18 protein-coding genes are annotated in these 21,244 nt (G+C 71.0%); 11 read left to right on the forward strand and 7 right to left on the reverse strand.

Annotated features, from left to right (window positions below; translation table 11 throughout):
* The 9 genes from cimA to A4A78_RS14220 all read left to right on the forward strand — a co-directional run bounded on the left by cimA (position 1) and on the right by A4A78_RS14220 (position 11,345).
* Positions 1 to 1,641: a citramalate synthase gene (cimA, locus tag A4A78_RS14180; protein WP_062950384.1), complete on the forward strand. Its 1,641-nt coding sequence runs from the start codon at positions 1 to 3 to the stop codon at positions 1,639 to 1,641.
* Positions 1,642 to 1,650: 9 nt separating this feature from the next.
* Entirely contained in the window at positions 1,651 to 2,175 is a 525-nt protein-coding gene (locus tag A4A78_RS14185) for a glycine cleavage system protein R (RefSeq protein ID WP_062950385.1), read from the forward strand.
* 227 nt (positions 2,176 to 2,402) lie between these two features.
* The gene (locus A4A78_RS14190; RefSeq protein WP_062950387.1) at positions 2,403 to 3,632 is read left to right on the forward strand and encodes an MFS transporter; all 1,230 of its coding nucleotides are present in this window, start codon (positions 2,403 to 2,405) and stop codon (positions 3,630 to 3,632) included.
* A 42-nt stretch (positions 3,633 to 3,674) separates the two neighbouring features.
* Positions 3,675 to 7,415: a nitrate reductase subunit alpha gene (locus A4A78_RS14195; protein ID WP_062950388.1), complete on the forward strand. Its 3,741-nt coding sequence runs from the start codon at positions 3,675 to 3,677 to the stop codon at positions 7,413 to 7,415.
* Positions 7,416 to 7,441: 26 nt separating this feature from the next.
* Positions 7,442 to 9,076, forward strand: a complete 1,635-nt coding sequence (narH, locus tag A4A78_RS14200; protein WP_062950390.1) for a nitrate reductase subunit beta — start codon at positions 7,442 to 7,444, stop codon at positions 9,074 to 9,076.
* Positions 9,076 to 9,921 (forward strand): nitrate reductase molybdenum cofactor assembly chaperone, encoded by an 846-nt coding sequence (gene narJ / locus A4A78_RS14205; protein ID WP_062950391.1) that lies wholly within the window; start codon positions 9,076 to 9,078, stop codon positions 9,919 to 9,921. Before narH ends, narJ begins: the two co-directional genes overlap by 1 nt.
* Complete coding sequence (gene narI / locus A4A78_RS14210; protein WP_062950395.1) at positions 9,918 to 10,649, forward strand: respiratory nitrate reductase subunit gamma; 732 nt, start codon at positions 9,918 to 9,920, stop codon at positions 10,647 to 10,649. The genes narJ and narI overlap by 4 nt, the downstream gene beginning before the upstream one ends.
* A complete protein-coding gene (locus tag A4A78_RS14215) occupies positions 10,649 to 10,933 on the forward strand; it encodes a DUF6457 domain-containing protein (protein WP_062950397.1) in 285 nt (94 codons plus the stop codon). The genes narI and A4A78_RS14215 overlap by 1 nt, the downstream gene beginning before the upstream one ends.
* 100 nt (positions 10,934 to 11,033) lie before the next feature.
* Complete coding sequence (locus A4A78_RS14220) at positions 11,034 to 11,345, forward strand: hypothetical protein (RefSeq protein ID WP_062950400.1); 312 nt, start codon at positions 11,034 to 11,036, stop codon at positions 11,343 to 11,345.
* Positions 11,346 to 11,451: 106 nt separating this feature from the next.
* Here A4A78_RS14220 and A4A78_RS14225 read toward each other — a convergent pair whose 3' ends face one another.
* Complete coding sequence (locus A4A78_RS14225) at positions 11,452 to 14,007, reverse strand: RNA helicase (RefSeq protein WP_062950402.1); 2,556 nt, start codon at positions 14,005 to 14,007, stop codon at positions 11,452 to 11,454.
* A 482-nt stretch (positions 14,008 to 14,489) separates the two neighbouring features.
* Between A4A78_RS14225 and A4A78_RS14230 the strand changes: the two genes are divergently transcribed.
* Complete coding sequence (locus A4A78_RS14230) at positions 14,490 to 15,431, forward strand: serine protease (protein ID WP_062950404.1); 942 nt, start codon at positions 14,490 to 14,492, stop codon at positions 15,429 to 15,431.
* A 74-nt stretch (positions 15,432 to 15,505) separates the two neighbouring features.
* Here A4A78_RS14230 and A4A78_RS14235 read toward each other — a convergent pair whose 3' ends face one another.
* The 3 genes from A4A78_RS14235 to A4A78_RS17850 all read right to left on the reverse strand — a co-directional run bounded on the left by A4A78_RS14235 (position 15,506) and on the right by A4A78_RS17850 (position 17,420).
* Positions 15,506 to 16,447, reverse strand: coding sequence for a hypothetical protein (locus tag A4A78_RS14235; RefSeq protein ID WP_062950406.1), 942 nt, complete (start codon positions 16,445 to 16,447; stop codon positions 15,506 to 15,508).
* Complete coding sequence (locus A4A78_RS14240; RefSeq protein ID WP_062950408.1) at positions 16,444 to 16,959, reverse strand: hypothetical protein; 516 nt, start codon at positions 16,957 to 16,959, stop codon at positions 16,444 to 16,446. The genes A4A78_RS14235 and A4A78_RS14240 overlap by 4 nt, the downstream gene beginning before the upstream one ends.
* A 77-nt stretch (positions 16,960 to 17,036) precedes the next feature.
* Complete coding sequence (locus A4A78_RS17850) at positions 17,037 to 17,420, reverse strand: PH domain-containing protein (RefSeq protein WP_156488634.1); 384 nt, start codon at positions 17,418 to 17,420, stop codon at positions 17,037 to 17,039.
* Positions 17,421 to 17,860: 440 nt separating this feature from the next.
* On the opposite strand from A4A78_RS17850, the gene A4A78_RS14250 reads away from it, so the two are divergent.
* Entirely contained in the window at positions 17,861 to 18,391 is a 531-nt protein-coding gene (locus tag A4A78_RS14250) for a DUF2199 domain-containing protein (protein WP_062950411.1), read from the forward strand.
* A 30-nt stretch (positions 18,392 to 18,421) separates the two neighbouring features.
* Here A4A78_RS14250 and A4A78_RS14255 read toward each other — a convergent pair whose 3' ends face one another.
* The 3 genes from A4A78_RS14255 to A4A78_RS14265 form a co-directional block, all read right to left on the reverse strand.
* Positions 18,422 to 19,498: an LLM class flavin-dependent oxidoreductase gene (locus A4A78_RS14255; RefSeq protein ID WP_062950413.1), complete on the reverse strand. Its 1,077-nt coding sequence runs from the start codon at positions 19,496 to 19,498 to the stop codon at positions 18,422 to 18,424.
* A gap of 98 nt (positions 19,499 to 19,596) precedes the next feature.
* Positions 19,597 to 20,382 (reverse strand): enoyl-CoA hydratase-related protein, encoded by a 786-nt coding sequence (locus tag A4A78_RS14260; protein ID WP_062950415.1) that lies wholly within the window; start codon positions 20,380 to 20,382, stop codon positions 19,597 to 19,599.
* The gene (locus A4A78_RS14265) at positions 20,379 to 21,140 is read right to left on the reverse strand and encodes an SDR family NAD(P)-dependent oxidoreductase (protein ID WP_062950417.1); all 762 of its coding nucleotides are present in this window, start codon (positions 21,138 to 21,140) and stop codon (positions 20,379 to 20,381) included. The genes A4A78_RS14260 and A4A78_RS14265 overlap by 4 nt, the downstream gene beginning before the upstream one ends.
* Between the last annotated feature and the right edge of the window lie 104 nt (positions 21,141 to 21,244).

The raw sequence follows: 21,244 nt of genomic DNA on the forward strand, positions 1-21,244 counted from the left end.
ATGACCACTCCCACGATCGAGGCCTTCCACCTCTACGACACCACCCTGCGCGACGGCTCCCAGCAGGAGGGGCTCACCCTCTCGGTGACCGACAAGCTCGCCGTCGCCCGCCATCTCGACGATCTCGGCGTGACCTACATCGAGGGCGGTTGGCCGGGCGCGGTCCCGCGGGACACGGAGTTCTTCGCCCGCGCGGCGACCGAGCTCGAGCTGTCCACGGCGCGCCTGGCCGCCTTCGGCGCGACCCGCAAGGCGGGCGTCGACGTCACCGAGGACCCGCAGGTGCGCGCCCTCGTCGACTCCGGCGCGCCGACGATCACCCTGGTCGCGAAGTCCGATCTCCGCCACGTCACCGGCGCGCTGCGCACCACCGCCGAGGAGAACCTCGCGATGGTCCGCGACACGGTCGCGCATCTCGTCGGCCTCGGACGCGAGGTGTTCGTCGACGCGGAGCACTTCTTCGACGGGTTCCTCCACGACCCCGACTTTACGACCTCCGTGCTGGTGGCCGCGCACGAGGCCGGCGCCGCGGTGCTGGTGCTGTGCGACACCAACGGCGGCATGCTCCCGCATCAGGTCACCGGGATCATCGAGGACCTGCGCTCCCGTCTCGGGACGGCCGGCGCGGGAGAGGCCCGGCTCGGCGTTCACACCCACAACGACACCGGCTGCGCGGTCGCGAACGCGATCAGCGCCGTCCGGGCGGGGATCACCCACGTCCAGGGCTGCGTGAACGGCTACGGGGAGCGCACCGGCAACGCCGACCTGATCACGCTCCTGGCCGACCTCCAGCTGAAGATGGGCATGGACCTGATGCCCGAGGAGACCCTCGCCGAGGCCACCCGGATCTCCCACGCGATCGGCGAGATCGTGAACATGCCCGTCAGCCCGCGCGCCCCCTACGTCGGGGCGAGCGCCTTCGCGCACAAGGCAGGGCTGCACGCGAGCGCGATCCGGGTGGACCCGGACCTGTACCAGCACACCGATCCCCGCGCCGTCGGCAACGACATGCGCATGATCATCTCCGACATGGCCGGCCGCGCCTCGATCGAGCTCAAGGGCCGCGAGCTCGGCTTCGAGCTCGCCGACGAGCCGGAGCTCCTCTCGCGCCTCGCCCGGACCGTGAAGCAGCGCGAGGCGGAGGGCTACTCCTACGAGGCGGCCGACGCCTCCTTCGAGCTGCTCCTGCTGGACGAGCTCGGCCGCGTGCCGAGCTACTCCTCGGTCGAGTCCTGGCGGGCCACCTCCCAGCTGGGCCGCGACGGGACCCTCGAGACCGAGGCGACCGTGAAGCTGCGGGCCGACGGCGGGGGAGAGCGGGAGCGGAAGGTCGCGATCGCCGAGGGTAACGGCCCCGTCAACGCCCTGGACCTCGCCCTGCGCGAGGCGCTGCGGGAGCGGCACCCGGAGGTCGACGAGTTCGAGCTGCGGGACTTCAAGGTCCGGATCCTCGACTCGCAGCACGGCACCGATGCGACCACGCGGGTGCTCGTGCGCACCTCGGGCCGGGGCCTGGAGTTCCAGACCGTGGGCGTGGGGCCGAACGTCATCGAGGCCTCCTGGGAGGCGGTCTTCGACGCGTACACCTACGGGCTGTACAAGTCCGGTGTTCCGGGGGCCTTCCGCGCCGGGGAGGGCTAGTCTGACCCCATGACGACCTACGTGCTCACCGCCATCGGGGACGACCGACCGGGCCTCGTCGCCGCCCTTGCCGCCGCCGTCGACGAGCACGGCGGCAGCTGGGTGGACAGCCAGCTCGCGCTGCTGGCCGGGAAGTTCGCCGGCATCGTGCAGGTGGACCTCCCCGACGAGGCGGTCCAGGACTTCCTCTCCGCGCTCGAGGGCCTCGAGGCCGAGGTCGGGCTCGCGGTGGAGGCCGCCGTCGCCGAGCAGACCGCTCCGCCCGGTCCCGCCCGCGCCCTCCGCCTGCACCTGCTGGGTCAGGACCGCACCGGCATGGTCCGCGAGGTCACCACGGCGCTGCGCTCGCAGGGCGCGACCATCGACGGACTGCGCTCCTGGACCCGTGAGGCGCCCGAGGGCGGCGGCATGCTCTTCGAGGCCGAGGCCGAGCTGCGCCTCCCGACCGAGTCCGACGAGGCGGACGTGCGCGAGGCGCTCGAGACGATCGCGGCGGAGCTGATGGTGGACCTGGAGCTCGACGCCCCGGAATGAGCCCCTGAGGGCTCGATGCTGACGAATTCCGTGACCCTCGGGTCGCGGAATTCGTTGCGTTCCGGGTGGTGACTTCTGAGTTTCTCCGGGAACAGCCTTTTCCGGGACGGAAGTCCTCTAGGGTGGCCGCACGGGCCGAGGATGCTTACGACGTACAGTCCCCCTCTGCGGTGCGTCGTCGAGCAGTGCTCGCCCCTCGTGTCCGCACACGTCCGAGGAGCCACTCGATGACAGGGTCCCCGTCCTCCGCCGCCACGACCACCACCGCCAAGGACGCCGTCCCGCCCGGAGCCTGGAGAGCGCTCCTGCTGGTCACCCTCGGTTTCGGGGTGAACTTCTGGGCCTGGGCGCTGCTCAGCCCGCTGGGCCCGGTCTACGTCGAGCAGGGTCTCGCGCAGGACGCCTCGCTGATCGTGGCGCTGCCGGTCCTGGTCGGCTCCCTGGGTCGGATCCTGATGGGCGGCCTCTCCGACCGGTTCGGCGGGCACCTCATGTTCCCGCTGGTGTCCCTGCTGACCGTGATCCCGGTGCTGTTCCTCGGTCTCGTCGGCCAGTACACCTATTCCACGCTGCTGCTCGGCGGATTCTTCCTCGGCATCGCCGGCACCACCTTCGCGATCGGCGTCCCCTTCGTGAACTCGTGGTTCCCGCCCGCCAAGCGCGGCATGGCCACGGGCCTGTACGGGGTGGGCATGGGCGGCACCGCCATCAGCGCCTTCACCACGGTGCCGCTCGTGGACGCGGCCGGCAGCGCCGCCCCCTTCATCGTCACCGCGATCGCACTGGTCCTCTACGCCGTGATCGCCTGGCTGTTCATGCACGACGCCCCCACCTGGAAGCCCTCGGGCAAGAGCATGCTCTCCCAGACCCTGCTCGCCATGCGGCAGAAGGTCACCTGGCAGGCCTGCTACCTCTACGCCCTCTCCTTCGGCGGCTACGTCGCCTTCTCCGTCTTCCTGCCCACGATGCTGAAGAACTGGTACGGCCTCACCACGGCCGACGCCTCCTTCCGCATGGCCGGCTTCGTCATCGTCGCGGTGATCATGCGCCCGCTCGGCGGCACCCTCTCGGACCGGATCGGCGCCGTGCGCACGCTGCTGATCTCCTACGTCGCCGTGGCCCTCGCCGCGCTCATGCTCGCCTTCCAGCCCGCGCTGATGCCGCTGGGCACGATCGACTTCATCGTCATGGCCGCCGGCCTCGGCCTCGGCTCCGGCGCGGTCTTCGCCCTGGTCGCCCAGTCCGCCGACCCGTCCGTCGTCGGCTCCGTCACCGGCTTCGTCGGCGCCGCCGGCGGCCTCGGCGGCTTCGTCCCGCCGCTGGTGATGGCCGCGATCCACGCCGGCAGCGGCAGCTACTCCCTCGGGATCGTCCTGCTGCTGATCGCCACCCTCGGCGCCGTCGTCGTCACCCTCTTCGTCGGCCGCGGCGCCCGCCGGGCCGCCGCCACCGCCTGATCCGTCACCGCTGACCCGTCCCCGCCCAGGAGGAGCCTTCCCATGACCATCCAGGACCGCCAGGACCCCGCCGAGCCGGGCATGGACTCACCGGTGTTCGACGCGCTGATCGGGGCGCGGAGGATGTTCAGCCGCTCCGAGCGGATCAGCGAGGACAACCGCGAGACCCACCGCGTCGGCGGCCGCGGCGGCGACTCCTTCTACCGCGAGCGCTGGAGCCACGACAAAGTGGTCCGCTCCACCCACGGCGTGAACTGCACCGGCTCCTGCTCCTGGAAGGTGTACGTCAAGGACGGCGTGATCACCTGGGAGTCGCAGGAGACCGACTATCCCTCCGCCGGCCCCGACAAGCCCGAGTACGAGCCGCGCGGCTGCCCCCGCGGCGCCTCCTTCTCCTGGTACACCTACTCGCCCACCCGCGTGCGCTACCCCTACGTCCGCTCCGAGCTGCTTCGCCTCTTCCGCGAGGAGAAGGCCAAGGCCCCCGGCAACGATCCCGTCGAGGCGTGGAAGGCGATCGTCTCCGACCCTGAGAAGGCCATGCGCTACAAGCGCGCCCGCGGCAAGGGCGGGCTGGTCCGCGCCAGCTGGGAGGAGGCCGAGGAGCTCGTCGCCGCCGCCTACGTCCACACCGTGAAGGAGTTCGGCCCCGACCGCGCCACCGGCTTCTCGCCGATCCCCGCGATGAGCCAGGTCTCCTTCTCCTCCGGCGCCCGCTTCCACCAGCTCATCGGCGGCTCGATGCTGTCCTTCTACGACTGGTACGCGGACCTCCCGCCCGCCTCCCCGCAGGTCTTCGGCGACCAGACCGACGTGCCCGAGTCCGGGGACTGGTGGGACGCGGCCTACCTGATCATGTGGGGCTCCAACGTGCCCCTGACCCGCACCCCCGACGCGCACTGGATGGCCGAGGCCCGCTACCGCGGCCAGAAGGTCATCTCCGTCGCCCCCGACTACGCCGAGAGCGTCAAGTTCGCCGACGAGTGGCTCGCCCCGCACCCCGGCACCGACGCCGCGCTCGCCATGGCGATGGGCCACACGATCCTGCGCGAGTTCTACGTCGACAAGCAGGTGCCCTACTTCCAGGAGTACTCCACCCAGTACACCGACCTGCCCTTCCTGGTGCAGCTCGAGCGGCGCCAGGACGGCGCCCTCGTGCCCGGCAAGTTCCTCGTCGCGAGCGAGGCGGGGGAGCACCGCACCGCCGAGGCCGCGACCGAGCACGCCGACTTCAAGCCCATGATGTTCGACCGCAGCAGCGGCGCGATCGTCGTCCCGAACGGCACCCTCGGCCACCGATACAGCGCCGACGGGGAGGGCCGCTGGAACCTCGAGCTCGGCGACCTCGACCCGGCCCTGTCGCTGCTGGGCCACCACGAGGACGTCGCCGAGGTGCTGCTGCCCCGCTTCGACACGGCCGGGCAGGGCGGCCGCGGCGACGTCGTCCGCGGTGTGCCCGTGCGCGAGATCGACGGCCGGATCGTCACCACCGTCTTCGACCTGCTGCTGGCCGAGTACGGGGTGGGCCGCGAGGGCCTGCCGGGGCAGTGGGCCTCGGGCCTCGACGACGCCGAGGCGCTCTACACCCCCGCCTGGCAGGAGACCATCACCGGCGTGCCCGGCGTGGCCGCGGCGCGCATCGCCCGCGAGTTCGCGCAGAACGCGATCGACTCCGGCGGCCGCTCGATGATCATCATGGGCGCCGGCACCAACCACTGGTTCCACTCCGACACCATCTACCGCTCCTTCCTCACCCTCACGAACCTCTGCGGCACCCAGGGCGTCAACGGCGGCGGCTGGGCCCACTACGTCGGCCAGGAGAAGGTCCGCCCGATCACCGGCTGGCTCCACCTCGCCAACGCCCTGGACTGGACCCGGCCCCCGCGCCAGATGACCCAGACCACCTACTGGTACATGCACACCGACCAGTGGCGCTACGACCGCTTCGGCGCCGACACCCTCGCCGCCACCACCGGCGCGGGCCGCTTCGCGGGCACCACCACGGCCGACGCCGTCGCCCTCTCGCAGCGCCTGGGCTGGCAGCCCTTCTACCCCCAGTTCGACATCTCCTCCCTCGACGTCGCCGACCGCGCCGCCGCCGCGGGCGAGGAGACGATCCCCTATCTCGTCGACCAGCTCAAGCAGGGCGGGATCAACTTCGCGGCGGAGGACCCGGACGCCCCGCAGAACCACCCGAAGATCTGGTCGATCTGGCGGGCGAACACGCTCGGTTCCTCCGCCAAGGGCGACCAGTACTTCTTCCGCCACCTGCTCGGCGTCGACTCCGCCGCCACCGAGGAGGAGACCCCGGAGCACCTGCGCCCCCGGGACGTGCGCTGGCGCCAGGAGGCGCCGATCGGGAAGGTCGACCTGATGCTCACCCTTGACTTCCGCATGACCAGCCACACCCTCCACTCCGACGTGGTGCTGCCGGCCGCGACCTGGTACGAGAAGCACGACCTGTCCACCACGGACATGCACCCCTTCGTCCACTCCTTCAACCCCGCCATCTCGAACCCGTGGGAGTCCCGCACCGACTGGGAGACCTGGGCCGGGATCGCGCGGCGCTTCAGCGAGCTGGCCCGGACGCACCTGGGCACCCGCAAGGACGTCGTCGCCTTCCCGCTCCAGCACGACACCCCTGGCGAGCTCGCCACCCCGCACGGCAGGGTCCGCGACTGGAAGAAGGGAGAGTGCGAGCCGGTCCCGGGCCTGACCATGCCCACCCTCGTGGAGGTCGAGCGGGACTTTACGCAGATCCACGCGAAGTTCACCTCCATCGGCCCGCTGCTCGAGAAGCTCGGGATGACCACCAAGGGCATCACCTACGACGTGAAGGAGTACGTCGCCGAGCTCGGACGCCTCAACGGCGTCCACCGCACCGGCCCCGCCGCGGGCCGGCCGAAGCTCGAGACGGACCTGCAGGCCTGCGAGTTCATCCTGGGCCTGTCCGGCACCACCAACGGGCACATGGCCACCGAGGGGTTCAAGACCCTCGAGAAGCGCACCGGCACGCACCTGCACGACCTCGCCGCCGAGCACGAGGGCAAGCGCATCCACTTCGCCGACACGAAGGCCGCGCCGGTCCCCGTGATCACGAGCCCGGAGTGGTCCGGCTCCGAGTCCGGCGGGCGCCGCTACAGCCCCTTCACCATCAACGTCGAGCGGAAGAAGCCCTGGCACACCCTCACCGGGCGCCAGCACTACTACCTCGACCACGACTGGATGCTCGAGATGGGGGAGGCGCTGCCCGTCTTCCGGCCCCCGCTGGACATGACCGCCCTGTTCGGGGAGCGGGCGCTCGGGGAGAAGGACGAGGCGGGCACCTCGATCTCGGTGCGCTACCTGACCCCGCACAACAAATGGGCGATCCACTCGATGTACATGGAGAACTTCTTCATGATGAACCTCTCCCGCGGCGGCCAGACCATCTGGATGAGCGTCGAGGACGCGGAGGCCGTCGGCATCACCGACAACGACTGGATCGAGGCCACCAACCGCAACGGCGTCGTCGCCGCGCGGGCCGTGGTCTCCCACCGCATGCCGAAGGGCACCGCCTTCATGCACCACGCCCAGGACCGCACCGTGAACGTGCCGCTGACCGAGCGGGACGGCATGCGCGGCGGCATCCACAACTCGCTGACCCGCATCATGCTCAAGCCCTCCCACCTCATCGGGGGCTACGGCCAGCTGTCCTACGCCTTCAACTACTACGGCCCGACGGGCAACCAGCGCGACGAGGTCACGATGATCCGCAAGCGCACCGCCCCCGTCGAGTACTGAGCACCGAGAGAACGAGGAGAGACGACATGCGCGTCATGGCCCAGATGTCGATGGTGATGAACCTCGACAAGTGCATCGGCTGCCACACCTGCTCGGTGACCTGCAAGCAGGCGTGGACGAACCGCTCCGGCACGGAGTACATCTGGTTCAACAACGTCGAGACCCGGCCCGGGCAGGGCTACCCCCGCGGCTACGAGGACCAGGAGAAGTGGAAGGGCGGCTGGGAGCTGACCTCCTCCGGGCGCCTCACCCCGAAGGCGGGCGGGCGCCTGAAGAAGCTCCTGCAGCTCTTCTCCAACCCGCGCCTGCCCGGCATCGAGGACTACTACGAGCCCTGGACCTACGAGTACGACAACCTGCTCAACGCCCCCGCGCAGCAGGAGAACATCCCCACCGCGCCCCCGAAGTCGCTGATCACGGGGGAGCGCACCCAGATCCAGTGGTCGGGCAACTGGGACGACGACCTCGGCGGCACCTACCTCCACAAGGACAAGGACCCGATGCTGAAGGGCATCGAGGACAAGGTGCAGTTCGAGTTCGACCAGACCTTCATGTTCTACCTGCCCCGCATCTGCGAGCACTGCCTGAACCCCACCTGCGTGGCCTCCTGCCCCTCCGGCGCGATCTACAAGCGCGAGGAGGACGGGATCGTGCTGGTGGACCAGGACGGCTGCCGCGGCTGGCGGATGTGCATCACCGGCTGCCCGTACAAGAAGATCTACTTCAACCACCGCACCGGCAAGGCCGAGAAGTGCACGTTCTGCTACCCCCGCATCGAGCAGGGGGAGCCGACGGTGTGCGCGGAGACCTGCGTGGGCCGTCTGCGCTACATCGGCCTGGTCCTCTACGACGCCGACCGCGTCACCGAGGCCGCCTCGACCCGGGACGAGAAGGAGCTCTACCGCGCCCAGCGCGACATCATCCTCGACCCGCACGACCCCGAGGTGATCGCCGGCGCGAAGGCCGCGGGGATCCCGCACGACTGGCTGCTGGCCGCGCAGAGGTCCCCGACATACAAGCTCATCAAGGACTACGAGGTCGCGCTGCCGCTGCACCCCGAGTACCGCACGATGCCGATGGTCTGGTACATCCCGCCGCTCTCGCCCGTGGTCGACGTCGTCCGCGACTCCGGCTACGACGCGGAGGACGCCGAGAACCTCTTCGCCGCGATCGACGCGCTGCGCATCCCGGTGGAGTACCTCGCGAACCTCTTCACCGCCGGGGACGTCCCCACCGTGGAGCGGGTGCTGTACCGGATGGCGGCGATGCGCTCCTACATGCGCGACATCAATCTCGGACGCGAGCCCCGGGAGGGGATCGCGAACGCCGTCGGGATGGACGGCGAGACGATGCAGGAGATGTACCGCCTGCTCGCGATCGCGAAGTACGAGGACCGCTACGTCATCCCCGTCGGCCATCACGAGTCCGCGCACGACCTGGAGGGCGTGGGCACCGACTGCCCGCTGAACGCCCCCGGCGGACCGGGCATGAGCATGTCCCTGCCGGAGGAGTCGCTGGGCATGTCCGGCCCCGGCTACGCCACCAAGCGCCAGCAGAACGGGCCCGAGCGCCCCGAGGGCGTGCGCATCAACCTGCTGAACTGGGACGGCCGCGGCCGCCCCGACGGGCTCTTCCCCGAGCCGGCGACGGGAGGTGCCTGATGGGCGCCCTCGCCCGCCTGCTCGGCAGGCGCTCGGCCGACGGCGCGTCCGCGGCGGACGGCGGGGGGACGGGCGCCGCGACCCTCGCCCCGAAGCGGGTGCGCTCGCCGAGGGACCTGCTGCACGCCTCCGGCCTCACGACCCCGCAGCTGCGCACCACCTGGCTCGCGGTCTCCTGGCTGCTGACCTACCCCGACGAGGCGACCGTCTCGCGGCTCGGGCAGGTGGCCGAGCTCGTGGAGGACCTGCCCGAGCCGGGCCGCACCCGGCTGCGCAGCACTCTCCACGCCCTGCGGGAGGCGGATCCCGTCCTCCTGCAGGAGCAGTACGTCGACACCTTCGACACCCGCCGCCGGGGATGCCTGCACCTGACCTACTTCAGCCACGGCGACACCCGCCGCCGCGGGATGGCGCTGCTGCGCATCAAGCAGGACTTCCGCGCCGCGGGGGTCGAGGTCGGCGAGCAGGAGCTGCCCGACCATCTGCCGCTCGTGCTCGAGTTCGCCGCGGGCCACGACCCGGAGCGCGGCGCGAAGATCCTGCGCGGCAACCGCCCGGGCGTGGAGCTGCTGCGCCTCCACCTGGAGGAGATCTCCTCGCCCTGGCACGGTGCGCTGCTCGCCCTGTGCGGGACGCTGCCGCCGCTGGACGCCGACGACCGCGCCGCCGTGCTCCGCCTGGCCGAGGAGGGCCCCGAGGAGGAGACCGTGGGCCTGGACGGCTACGGCCTCGACGCCGACGCCGGGGCGCTGGCCGGTCAGACCTTCGCCGCGAACGGCTGCGACTCCCGGGCCACCGCCCCCGGACCCGTCCCGCTGGACCTGCTGAGAGGACGCCCCTCATGAACGACACCTCGACCCTCGACCTGCTGCTGTGGGTGGTGCTGCCCTACATGGTGCTGGCGGTCTTCGTGCTGGGGCACGTGTGGCGATTCCGCGCCGACCGCTTCGGCTGGACCACCCGCTCCAGCCAGATCTACGAGTCGAAGCTGCTCTCGATCGGCTCGCCGATGTTCCACTTCGGGATCATCGGGATCTTCGTCGGCCACGTGGTGGGGCTCGGGATCCCGAAGTCCTGGACCCGCTTCTTCGGCATCTCCGATCACGTCTACCACCTGATGGCGGTCACGATCGGCCTGGCCGCGGCGGTCGCGTGCGTGGGCGGACTGCTGATCCTGATTTACCGGCGGCGCACGAACACGCGCGTCTTCGGCGCGACCACCGTCGGCGACAAGATCATGTACCTGCTGCTCTCCCTCGTGATCGCCTTCGGCGTGCTCGCCACGCTCGTGCACACCACCTTCGGCAACTACGACTACCGCGAGGGCGTCTCGATCTGGTTCCGGCAGTTCTGGACCCTGCAGCCCTCGACGGAGCTGATGGGCCAGGCGCCGATCTTCTTCCAGCTCCACGTGCTCAGCGCCCTGCTGCTGTTCGCGGTCTGGCCGTTCACGCGCCTCGTGCACGTCTTCGCGGCGCCGGTCGGCTACCTGACCCGTCCCTACATCGTCTACCGGAGCAAGGACCCGCGCCGCGAGTCCGAGCGCCGCGGCTGGGAGAAGGTGGACTTCTGATGGCGGCGAGAGAACCGGTGACGCTGCAGAGCGACTGGGAGACGACCCTGCTGCCGTGGATGAGGGACATCGCCGCGCACCTCGAGGTGGGCGGCGTGGACCTCGACGTGGACCGGGTCCACGTGATGACCGGCGTGGTCGCCGACGGGGTGCAGCGCTCGATGGCGCCGATCTCCGCGTTCCTCGTGGGCGCCGCGGTCGCGCGCGGCGCCGGGCTCGAGGAGGCCTGCGCGGCGGTCGAGTCGCTCACCCGGGACAGGGCGGGGCAGCGCCGGCCCGGATGACACGCATGTCACCTCTTGTGATTGCGTTCACAGACGGTAGTCTGGTACCTGCGGGCTCCCCCATCCAGCCGCCCCCGTCACCCCCGAGAGGACCTGTCCGGTGATCAGCTTCCGTCCTTCGCAGTCCAAGAACACCCTTCACGCCGGCCGTGCGGCGAGGTTCGCCGCCGGCCTCATGCTCGCCGGCGCGCTCGGCGTCGCCGGTGCCGGCGCCGCCGGCGCCATCGAGGCCAATCCGCAGAAAATCGAGACCAACCCCCAGGCCGCGGTCTCCGTGCAGAGGATCGAGACCAACCCGCTCAAGCGGATCGAGACCAATCCGCTGAAGATCGAGACGAACCCTCTGATCGAGACGAACCCTCTGATCGAGACGAACCCGCAGAAGCGGATCGAGACGAACCCGCAGTACTGAGCGTCTCCGCTGCAGATCGCTGCTGACGACGACGGCCGATGCCCCGCGGGGCATCGGCCGTCGTCGTTCCTGGTCGTGTCCCCGGGCGGCGCGCCCGGGCGGGCCCTCAGCGGTCCGCGATGTCGCCCACGTGGGTGATCGTCAGCACCGGCTCGCCGGCCTCGTCGGTCGCCTCGAGGTCGAGCTCCGCCTCGATCGCCCAGTCGTGGTTCCCCTCCGGGTCGTCGAGCACCTGCCGGATCCGCCACAGCCTCGACTCCTCGGTGATCTGCAGCAGCTGCGGGGAGCGGGCGGGGCCGTCGATGCCGACCTCGTCATAGGTGTCGTAGTACTCGTCCATCGCCTCCGCCCAGCGCTTCCGGTCCCAGCCGGAGGCGCCGTCGAGCTCGGCGAGCCGCTCCTCGCGCTCGAAGGCGAAGTGCTCCACGCGCTGCCACAGGGCGGCCCGCACCATCGTGCGCAGCACCTTCGTCTGGGCGGAGAGGCCGCGGGGGCTCGTCGGCCGGATCTCCGAGGCGCCGTCCTCGAGATCCTCCGGATGGGTCAGCGCCTCCCACTCGTCCAGCAGCGAGGAGTCGATCCCGCGCACCAGCACCCCGAGCCACTCGATCATGTCCTCGAGATCCTCGGTGCGCAGGTCCTGCGGGACCGTGCGCCGCATCGCCTGGTAGGCGTCGGAGAGATAGCGCAGCACGATCCCCTCGGAGCGCTGCAGGCCGTAGCGCTGGACGAACTCGCTGAAGGTCTGCCCGGTCTCGTGGATCTCGCGCACTACGGACTTGGGGGAGAGGTCCTCGGCCCGCACCCAGGGCCGGCTGCGGGCGTAGATCTCGAGCGCGGCCTCGAGGTCCTCCTCGAGCGGCTTCGGCCAGGTCACCTCGTCCAGGCGGGCCATCCGCTCGGTGTACTCGACCCCGTCGGCCTTGAGTTCGGCGAGCAGCTCACCCCGGGCGGCGTTCTGCTGGGCCAGCAGGATCTGGCGCGGGTCCTCGAGGATCGCCTCGAGGATCGAGACGGTGTCCAGGGTGAGGGTCTCGGAGTCCTCGTCCAGCGAGTCGATCATCGCGATCGCGAAGGGGGCCAGCGGCTGGTTCATCGTGAAGTCGAGCTGGAGGTCCTCGACCAGGGAGAAGCGACGCCCCAGATGGTCCACCTCCTCGAGCACCTCGATGATCTCCGCGTCCCGCAGGCCGCGGAAGATCTCCACCGCCTCGCGCACCAGCTTCAGCTTCTGGGCGCGGGTCTGGTGGCTGGTCATGATCAGGTGGCGCCCGGCGGCGATCGCATCGCCCGGCCGCGCGATCAGCGCGAGCACCATCGAGGCGGTGATCCGCAGGTGCGGGCGCAGTGCCTCGGGCGGGTTCTCGACGAGCTTGGTGAGGTTCTCCTCGGACCAGCTCACCGCGCCCTCGGGGATGCGCGGCTTGGGCTCCTTCTTGCGCTTCTTCGCGCTGTTGGGGGCCTTGCCGGCCTCCTCGCGGGCGCGCTGCTTGGCGCGCTCGCGCTCGAACTCGATGGTCCACGTCGGCGCCTGCACCACGACGTGGCCGACGGTGTCGTACCCGGCGCGTCCCGCCCGCCCGGCGATCTGGTGGAACTCGCGGGCGTTCAGCAGGCGCATCCGCTTGCCGTCGAACTTCGCCAGCCCTGTCAGCAGCACGGTGCGGATCGGCACGTTGATGCCTACGCCGAGCGTGTCGGTGCCGCAGATGATCTTCAGCAGCCCGGACTGGGCGAGCTTCTCCACCAGGCGCCGGTACTTCGGGAGCATGCCGGCGTGGTGCACGCCGATGCCCTCGCGCACCAGGCGGGAGAGGATCTGCCCGAAGCCCTTGGAGAAGCGGAAGTCGCCGATCAGCTCGCGGATCCGCTCCTTCTCCTCGGCATTGAGGATCTTCCCTCCCTGCAGCGCCTGCGCCTGCTCGAGGGCCTCCTTCTGGGTGAAGTGGACGATGTACACCGGGGCGTCGCGGTCCTCGAGGATCGTTGTGATGGTGTCCGGCAGCGGCTCCAGCGACCAGCGGAAGTCCAGCGGCACGGGCCGCGGCGCATCGGCCACCACCGTCACGGCGCGCTCGGTGCGCTCCTCGAGGTCCTCCACGAAGAAGGAGACGTCCCCGAGGGTCGCGCTCATCAGCACGAACTGGCAGCGGGGCAGCTCCACGAGCGGCACCTGCCAGGCCCAGCCGCGCTGGGAGTCGCCGTAGAAGTGGAACTCGTCCATCACCGCGAGCCCCACCTCGGAGCCGGGGCCGTCGCGCAGGGCGTGGTTGGCGAAGATCTCGGCGGTGCACACGATGATCGGCGCGTCGTGGTTCACCGCGGAGTCGCCGGTCATCATGCCCACGTTCTCGGCGCCGAACTGCGCGACGAGGTCGAAGAACTTCTCGCTCACCAGCGCCTTGATGGGGGCGGTGTAGTACGAGCGCTCACCGCGGGCCATCGCGGCGAAGATCGCGGCGTAGGCGATCGTGGTCTTTCCTGAGCCGGTGGGTGTCACGGCGATCACGTGGTCCCCGGCCGCGATCGCCAGCAGCGCCTCCTCCTGGTGGGGGTAGAGCGTGCGACCGACCGATTCCTGCGCAGAGACGAATCCGTCGACGATGGCGTCCTGAGCGTTCTCGGCGGTGCGCGGGGGGAGGAAGGGCGTCAGGCTCGGCATGGGCCCAGTCTGCCAGGGTGCCCCGGAGGTGGACGGCGCTACGCTCGACGCGCCCGCCCCGCCGACGGAAGGACGACGATGCCTGCACGACGCTCCGAGGACCCCTCCCTCACCGATGCCGAGAAGCGCGGCGAGGGGGCGCGGGAGCACTGGGACGAGGCCGCCCGCGCCGCCGCCCGCCCCGCCCCGCTCCAGCGATCGTTACCTGATCGTGACAATTCTGCGGACGGCGCCTGTGGGGCACCGACTGTCGACCCCGCTGAACCCGGCGCGGCCTGCGAGGACGACAGGGATGCCCCGGGAGCTTCCAGCGGTCAGGAAGCTACCGACCAGTAGTAAGTGCCCCGGAGGCCGAACCGGACAGAAGCGGACGACCGGGAACTCCCGGACGGCGTGACCTCGCTCACGTCGCGTAGCGTGCCATCACGGCCCCGCGGGGTCGTCATCCCACCCCCGTTGTCCCGCTGTCGAAAGGCACTCCCGTGACGCACTCCACCCTTCGTAGCCGCTGTACCCGACTCCTGGGCGGTGCCGCCCTCGTCGCGGGCCTCGCCGTCGGCGGCGCCGGCGCCGCCACCGCGGACGGCTCCGACGTCGAGCGCACCGAGCTCTCCGGCACCGCGCAGACCGAGGCCCACGGCTACTGGACCTCCGAGCGCATGGAGGCCGCGATCCCGGCCGACGACCTCGCCCCCGAGGACGCGCCCTCCCACGACGCCGTGGAGAAGGGCGAGCCCATCACCGTCCAGGGCCGCAGCGCCGAGGCGCCCGGCAAGAGCAAGAAGGCCGCCGCCGGCGAGAAGGACACCGTCGGCAAGGTCTTCTTCACCCAGGGCGGCCAGGACTACGTCTGCTCTGGCAACTCCGTCGCCTCCTCGAACGGCTCCACCGTCTCGACCGCCGGGCACTGCGTCAACGACGCCGGCACCTGGGCCACCAACTGGGTCTTCGTGCCCGGCTACGACCACGGCGACGCCCCCTACGGCACCTGGGCCGCGACCGATCTCGTCTCCACCGACGAGTGGGTCTCCAGCGAGGACATCAGCTACGACGTCGCCTTCGCGACCGTCGAGCCCGAGAGCGGCAGTGGCACCCTTGAGGACACCGTCGGCTCCACCTCGATCGCGTTCAACCGCGAGCGCGGCGCCGACTACGACGCCTATGGCTACCCGGCCGCCGCGCCCTTCGACGGCGAGTCCCTCGAGAGCTGCTCCGGCACCGCGAGCGACGACACCATCGGCGGCACCCTCTCCCAGGGCATCTCCTGCGACATGACCGGCGGCTCCTCCGGAGGTCCCTGGTTCCTCGGAGACGGGGCGCAGAACTCCGTGAACAGCTTCGGCTACAACGGCCAGGCGAACGTGATGTACGGCCCGTACTTCGGCGCCGAGGCGCAGGCCGCCTACGACGAGGCGGCCGCCTGAGCGCAGCCCCACCCCGGAGAAGGGCCGGCACCCCGCGAGGGTGCCGGCCCTTCCGGCGTCTCAGCGCGCAGTGCTCAGCGGTCAGCGGGCGTGCTCGCCTCGAGCCGCTCGAGCTCGGCGAGGATCCGCTCGCGCAGCACGTCGGCCCCTGCGGCCAGCTCGCGCTGGCGCCGCACGTATTCCGCCTTGCCGCGCGGGGTCTCGATCGGCACCACCCCGTAGCCCAGCGGCCGCACGTCGTACGGGCTCGCCTCCATGTCCAGCACTCGCGTGGCGCGGGCGTGCTCGAAGCAGTCCAGCACCAGGTCCGAGGGCAGCAGCGGCGTGAGCTTCATGGCCCACTTGTACAGGTCCATCCCCACGTGCAGGCAGGCCGGGTTGTCGTTGTCGACCTGCGTCGCACGGGTCGGCTCCATCGAGTTCCGCGGCGCGGCCGACGGGGTGAAGAAGCGGAACGCGTCCAGGTGCGAGCAGATCAGGTTCTCCCGCTCGACGACAGCATCGGTCTCGGTCGGGGTCAGGCGCAGCGGCAGGTCCTCGTGACGCTGTCCGCCCTCGGGGACCCGGTGCACCATCGCCCACTCGTGCAGCCCGAAGCACCCGAACTCCGGCCGGCGCCGCGTGAGGGTCGAGGCTCGCAGCAGCCGCGTCATGAACGAGAAGGCGGAGGCCCGCTCGTCCAGATAGCGCTCGACATCCGCCCGCCGCACCGCGGGGGTTCCCTCCGGTCCCGCCTCGTCGACGTACCAGGACCGCCGTCCCGCCTCGTCCACATCGGCGATGGCCGGGTTCCCGTCGGCATCGAGATCGGCCGACGCCTCGTATCCCACCCGCCATCCGGGATGCCAGCGCCGCAGCCGGGCGGGGGAGAAGGGGTAGTAGGTGAACAGGAAGTCCTCGACCGCATGCTTCTCGCCGCGCTGCTTCCGCTCCCGATGCGCGGCGGTCAGCGCATCGGCCCGCTCCTCGTGCGCCGCGCGCGCAGCAGCGGCCTCGGCGGCCGTCAGCACCGTCACCGCCCGAACTCCCCGGCCAGGTAGCGGCGATGCGCGTCGATCGCCGCGAGGGTGCAGCGGGTCGGCGACGTCCCGTCGGCGCCGTGGGCCGTCGGCATCTCGCCCCGCCGCACGGCGAAGTTCATGGAGGTGGCGGGCGGCCTGACGGCGGACCCGTCCGCGAGGACGATCTCGGTGGCGCGCGGAGCGCGGAAGGTCGCGGGTCCCACACGGACCAGCCGGATCTGCGACCACGGCAGACGGCTCGTGCCGGGATGCGAGGCGACCTCGATCCCCGCCGTGGTCACGGTGAAGCGCCGCCTCATGGTGATCACGAACACGCAGCCGACCAGCAGGATGACGAGGCCGAGCACGATCCCTGCGGAGGAGCCCGAGGTCGCTCCGAGCACGGCGACCAGGATCGCCAAGGGCAGCAGGACCAGCACGGCGAGCGCGATCGCGACGATCAGGGACCAGGGGCGCTCCGGCGTGCGGAAGAGGGCGATCGGTCTGCTGGGACGGGACGACGACACGTCTCCATGATGCCGCACCGCCGGGGGAGGAGCCCTGTCGGCCTGCGGCACCGACTCAGCTGCGACGCAGTGCCCTGTCAGAATTCCCCTCGCAGATGCTGCTTGTGGAATTCGATCGCCACGCGAGTGGGCAGGGGGATCGTCCGGTGGTCACCCATGACGGCGAAGATCTCGCTGAGAGGCTCGTTCCGGAAAGCGGTGTATCGGCTGGCGGTGAATCGTAGGGTGATCCGCTCGCCCTCCGTCGTCACGACGCAGGTGGCACCTCGGAGGTACCAGTCCTCGCTCGGCTGGATCCATGAGATCGACGGCCATGCAATCTGTCGAGATCCGAAGGGTCTGCGCAGTTCTGTTCCGGCGGTGGAGATGGTCATCGCGGTCCTGCTGTTCAGCCAGAGAACAAGGATCAGCACCAGACCCAGGGGCGACGACAGGAGAAGTCCCAGCGCGAGGTCGAACACCCATGAAGCGTCGGAAGCAGGGCCCTCGTCACTGCTTCGACTGCCGAAGGTGCTCAGGATCAGGAGAAGGGAAAGAGGGAGCAGAGGGAACAGTGCCCAGCAGATCTGCATGGGCGTCGACCAACGAGCTCGGTACAGGAGGGTTCCCCGTGACGCCGTCGGAATCTGCTCCTCGTTCGACGTCGTCCGACGTAGCTCGAATGAGAGTACCGGTGCAGTGATCACGCCCTGTCGGAGGTCGAGCGCTCGGGGCCCGAGCCTCCGCGAGCACCTCCGCACCTGGGGGATCACGTCGGTGTCGTGGGGCCGGGCCGACTCCATCGGCCGGTCCTCCCCAATGCCCCGTGGTCCACATCCGGGGCAGTGCCGTCGAAGGGTGAGCGAGAGGACCCCTAGCGTGCCGGGCATCCCCTCGACCGACCCCACCCAAGGAGCCCCTGATGACCGGCATCGACTTCGACTGCCACGCCTGCGCGGCGACCCACCTCGGCACCGACGGCACCAGGGACCGGCCCTGGCCGGTGCTGTCCTTCGCGGTCCCGGATCCCGTGCTCCGGCTCGCCCCGCACGAGCTCCGCGACGCCGAGATCACCGAGGACCTGTGCTTGATCGAGCGCCCCGAGGGGGCCGAGCAGTACGTGCGGGTGTCGATGCACGTGCCGATCCGCGACGACCCTGAGCGCCGCATGGAGTACGCGCCATGGGTGTCCCTGGTCGAGGACGACGTCCTCGACATCCTCGACCACCTCGGGGACGACGGCTATCGCACGGTCTACCCCGGCCGCCTCGCGAGCGCGCTGCCGGGCTATGGGAAGGCGGGCCCCGTGCCCGTGCTCGTGCACTCCCGCGGGGACCTCCGCCCGCTGATCGGCCCCGATCCCACGAACGAGAGCCCGCTCGGACGCGACCTCCTGGGCGGCATCACCCGGGAGGAGGCCGAGCTGCGCATCCGTGCCTTCCTGCTCCGGTGAGCCGCGGCGAGGGGCGAAGGGGAGAGGTTCTCAGACCTCGTCGAAGGCCGATCCCTCGGGAGCCTGCGCCTCGGCCAGCAGCTCCCGCACCCGCGGGATCACCTCGGTGCCGTAGAGGCGGATCGACTCCATCAGCTGCTCATGCGGCATAGGGCCGCTGGCGTACTTCAGGTCGAAGCGGTCGATGCCGAGCGAGGTGATCGTCCGCGCGATCTTCTGCGCGACGGTCTCCGGGGAGCCGACGTACAGCGCGCCGTGATCCGCCTCCGCCTCGAACTCGCCGATCCCCGAGGGGCCCCATCCGCGCTCGCGCCCGATCTCGTTGCGGTTGTGGATCCAGTGCGGGGCGAGCTGCTCGCGCGCGGCGGCGTCGGTCGCGGCGACGTGCCCGGGGGAGTGGACGCCGACGGGGCGGCGCTGCCCGCCCAGCTTCGCGGTCGCCTCGTGGAAGAGGTCGACATAGGGCGCGAAGCGCTGCGCGGGCCCGCCGATGATCGCGAGCATCAGCGGCAGACCGTGACGGGCGGTGCGGATCACCGAGTTCGGGCTCCCGCCGACGGCGACCCAGGTGGGCAGCTCCCGCTCCAGCGGCGGGTACAGCGACTGGTCCTTCAACGGCGCGCGGGTCGTGCCGGACCAGGTGATCGGCTCACCGGACAGCGCCGTCACCAGCAGGTCGAGCTTCTCCTCGAAGAGGGTCTCGTAGTCCTGCATCGCGAAACCGAACAGCGGGAAGGACTCGGTGAAGGAGCCGCGCCCCACGGTGAGCTCGGCCCGTCCCTGCGAGAGGGCGTCGAGCGTGGAGAAGCGCTCGACCACCCGCAGCGGATCGTCGGAGCTGAGCACGATCACGGCGGTGCCGAGCGTGATCCGCTCGGTGCGGGCGGCGAGCCCGGCGAGCACCATGTCCGGCGCGCTGACGGCGAAGTCGGGTCGGTGGTGCTCGCCGATCGAGAAGTGGTCGATGCCGACCTGGTCGGCGAGCTCGCCCTGGGCGACGATGTCGCGGATCACCTGCGCCGGCGCGACGGGATCTCCCGCGCTGTCCACGGTGACGTCCCCGAAGGTGTCCAGGCCGAAGGTGATGGATCCAGGATCGATGCTCATCTGTCTGCGCTCCCCGCTAGAATGATTGATGATTCAAGCATAGGGGAGTGCGGCGGCGCGGTCCAGCCCACGGTCCAGCGCCCTGCCGTGCAGGGGGCTCACCGCCCCTCCCATCGCGGCTCCCGCTTCTCGGTGAAGGCCGCCGCGCCCTCGGCGGCGTCCTCGCTCGAGAACACGCGCTGCTGGGCCTTCCGGATCCGCCGCCACGCCGGCCGCCCCCAGCTGTCCTCGTGCACCGTCGAGTGCACGAGATCCTTCGTGGCTCGCACCGCGAGCGGCGCGTTCGCGGCGATCCGCTCCGCCAGCGCGAGCGCCTCCTCGAGCACCGCACCGGGCGCGCTCACGGAGTTGACCAGCCCCCACTCCAGGGCCTCCTCCGGTGAGATGCGGTCCCCGGTCAGCAGCTTCTCGAGCGCGAGCTTGGGCGGCACCTGCTGCGGCAGGCGCATCGCCCCGCCCGCCACGGCGATCAGCCCGCGGCGCACCTCGGGCAGGGCCAGATGCGCCGACGGGTCGATCAGCGCCAGGTCGCTCGCGAGCACCAGCTCCGCTCCGAGCCCGACGGCCGGGCCGTTCACCGCCGCGATCACGGGCACGGAGACCAGATGCCCCACGACTCCTGCGAAGCCCCGCTCGGGCCGGGTGCGGGAGTGGGCGCTCTCCCCGCGGGCGAATGCCTTCAGGTCCATCCCGGCGCAGAACGCCCGGCCCGCCCCGGTCAGCACGATCACCCGCGTCGCCGGATCCGCCTCGGCCTCCGCGACCGCGTCGCCGAGCGCGGTGGCGAGGTCGTCGTCGACCGCGTTCAGCGCCTCCGGCCGGTGCAGCGTCAGCACCCGGACATGCTCGTGCTGTGCGGTCAGCACCAGCTCCCCGCCGCTCATCGCGGGCCCATCCTGATCGCCCCGTCGAGACGGATCACCTCGCCGTTGAGCATCGGGTTCTCCACGATGTGCCGCACCAGCGCCGCGTACTCCGCGGGCCGGCCCAGCCGGCTCGGATGCGGGACCTGCGCCGCGAGGGAGTCGCGCACCTCCTCGGACAGCCCCGCCATCATCGGCGTCTCGAAGGTGCCCGGCGCGATCGCCATCACCCGGATCCTCGCAGCGGCGAGCTCCCGGGCGGCGGGCAGCGTGAGCGAGGCGACGGCGCCCTTGGAGGCCGCATAGGCCGTCTGCCCGATCTGCCCGTCGAAGGCGGCCACCGACGCCGTGTTCACGACGACCCCGCGCTCCTCGCCCAGCTGCGGCACCGACTGCATCGCCTCGGCGGCGACGCCCATCACCGTCACCGTGCCCAGCAGGTTCACGCGCACCACCTGCTCGAAGCCCGCCAGCGGCATCAGTCCGTCGCGACCCACCAGGCGCTTCGCCTGGACGATCCCGGCGCAGCTGACGACCACCCGCAGCGGCCCGAGCGACGCGGCGAGCCGCACGGCCTCGCGCACCTGCGCCTCGTCGGTGACATCTGCCGGGGCGAAGCGCGCCCCGCCCCCGAGCTCCTCGGCGACAGCCTCGCCGTCGGTGCCCGGAAGGTCCACCAGCACGACCTGTGCGCCGGCCGCGGCCAGCGCCTCCCCGGTCGCGCGCCCCAGGCCCGAGGCGCCCCCGGTCACGAGCGCGACATTCCCTGCGACATCCATCGGCCTGCCGCCTTCCCCGCGCTCCGTCGCGCGATCGGTCCGTCTGCGCGCGAGCTTATCCCGCCCCTCCCGCTCCGGGCCGGGCGAGGCGAGCGCCTAGACTG

It is taken from the genome of Brachybacterium sp. sponge (assembly GCF_001613775.1).
Taxonomy (GTDB): domain Bacteria; phylum Actinomycetota; class Actinomycetes; order Actinomycetales; family Dermabacteraceae; genus Brachybacterium; species Brachybacterium conglomeratum.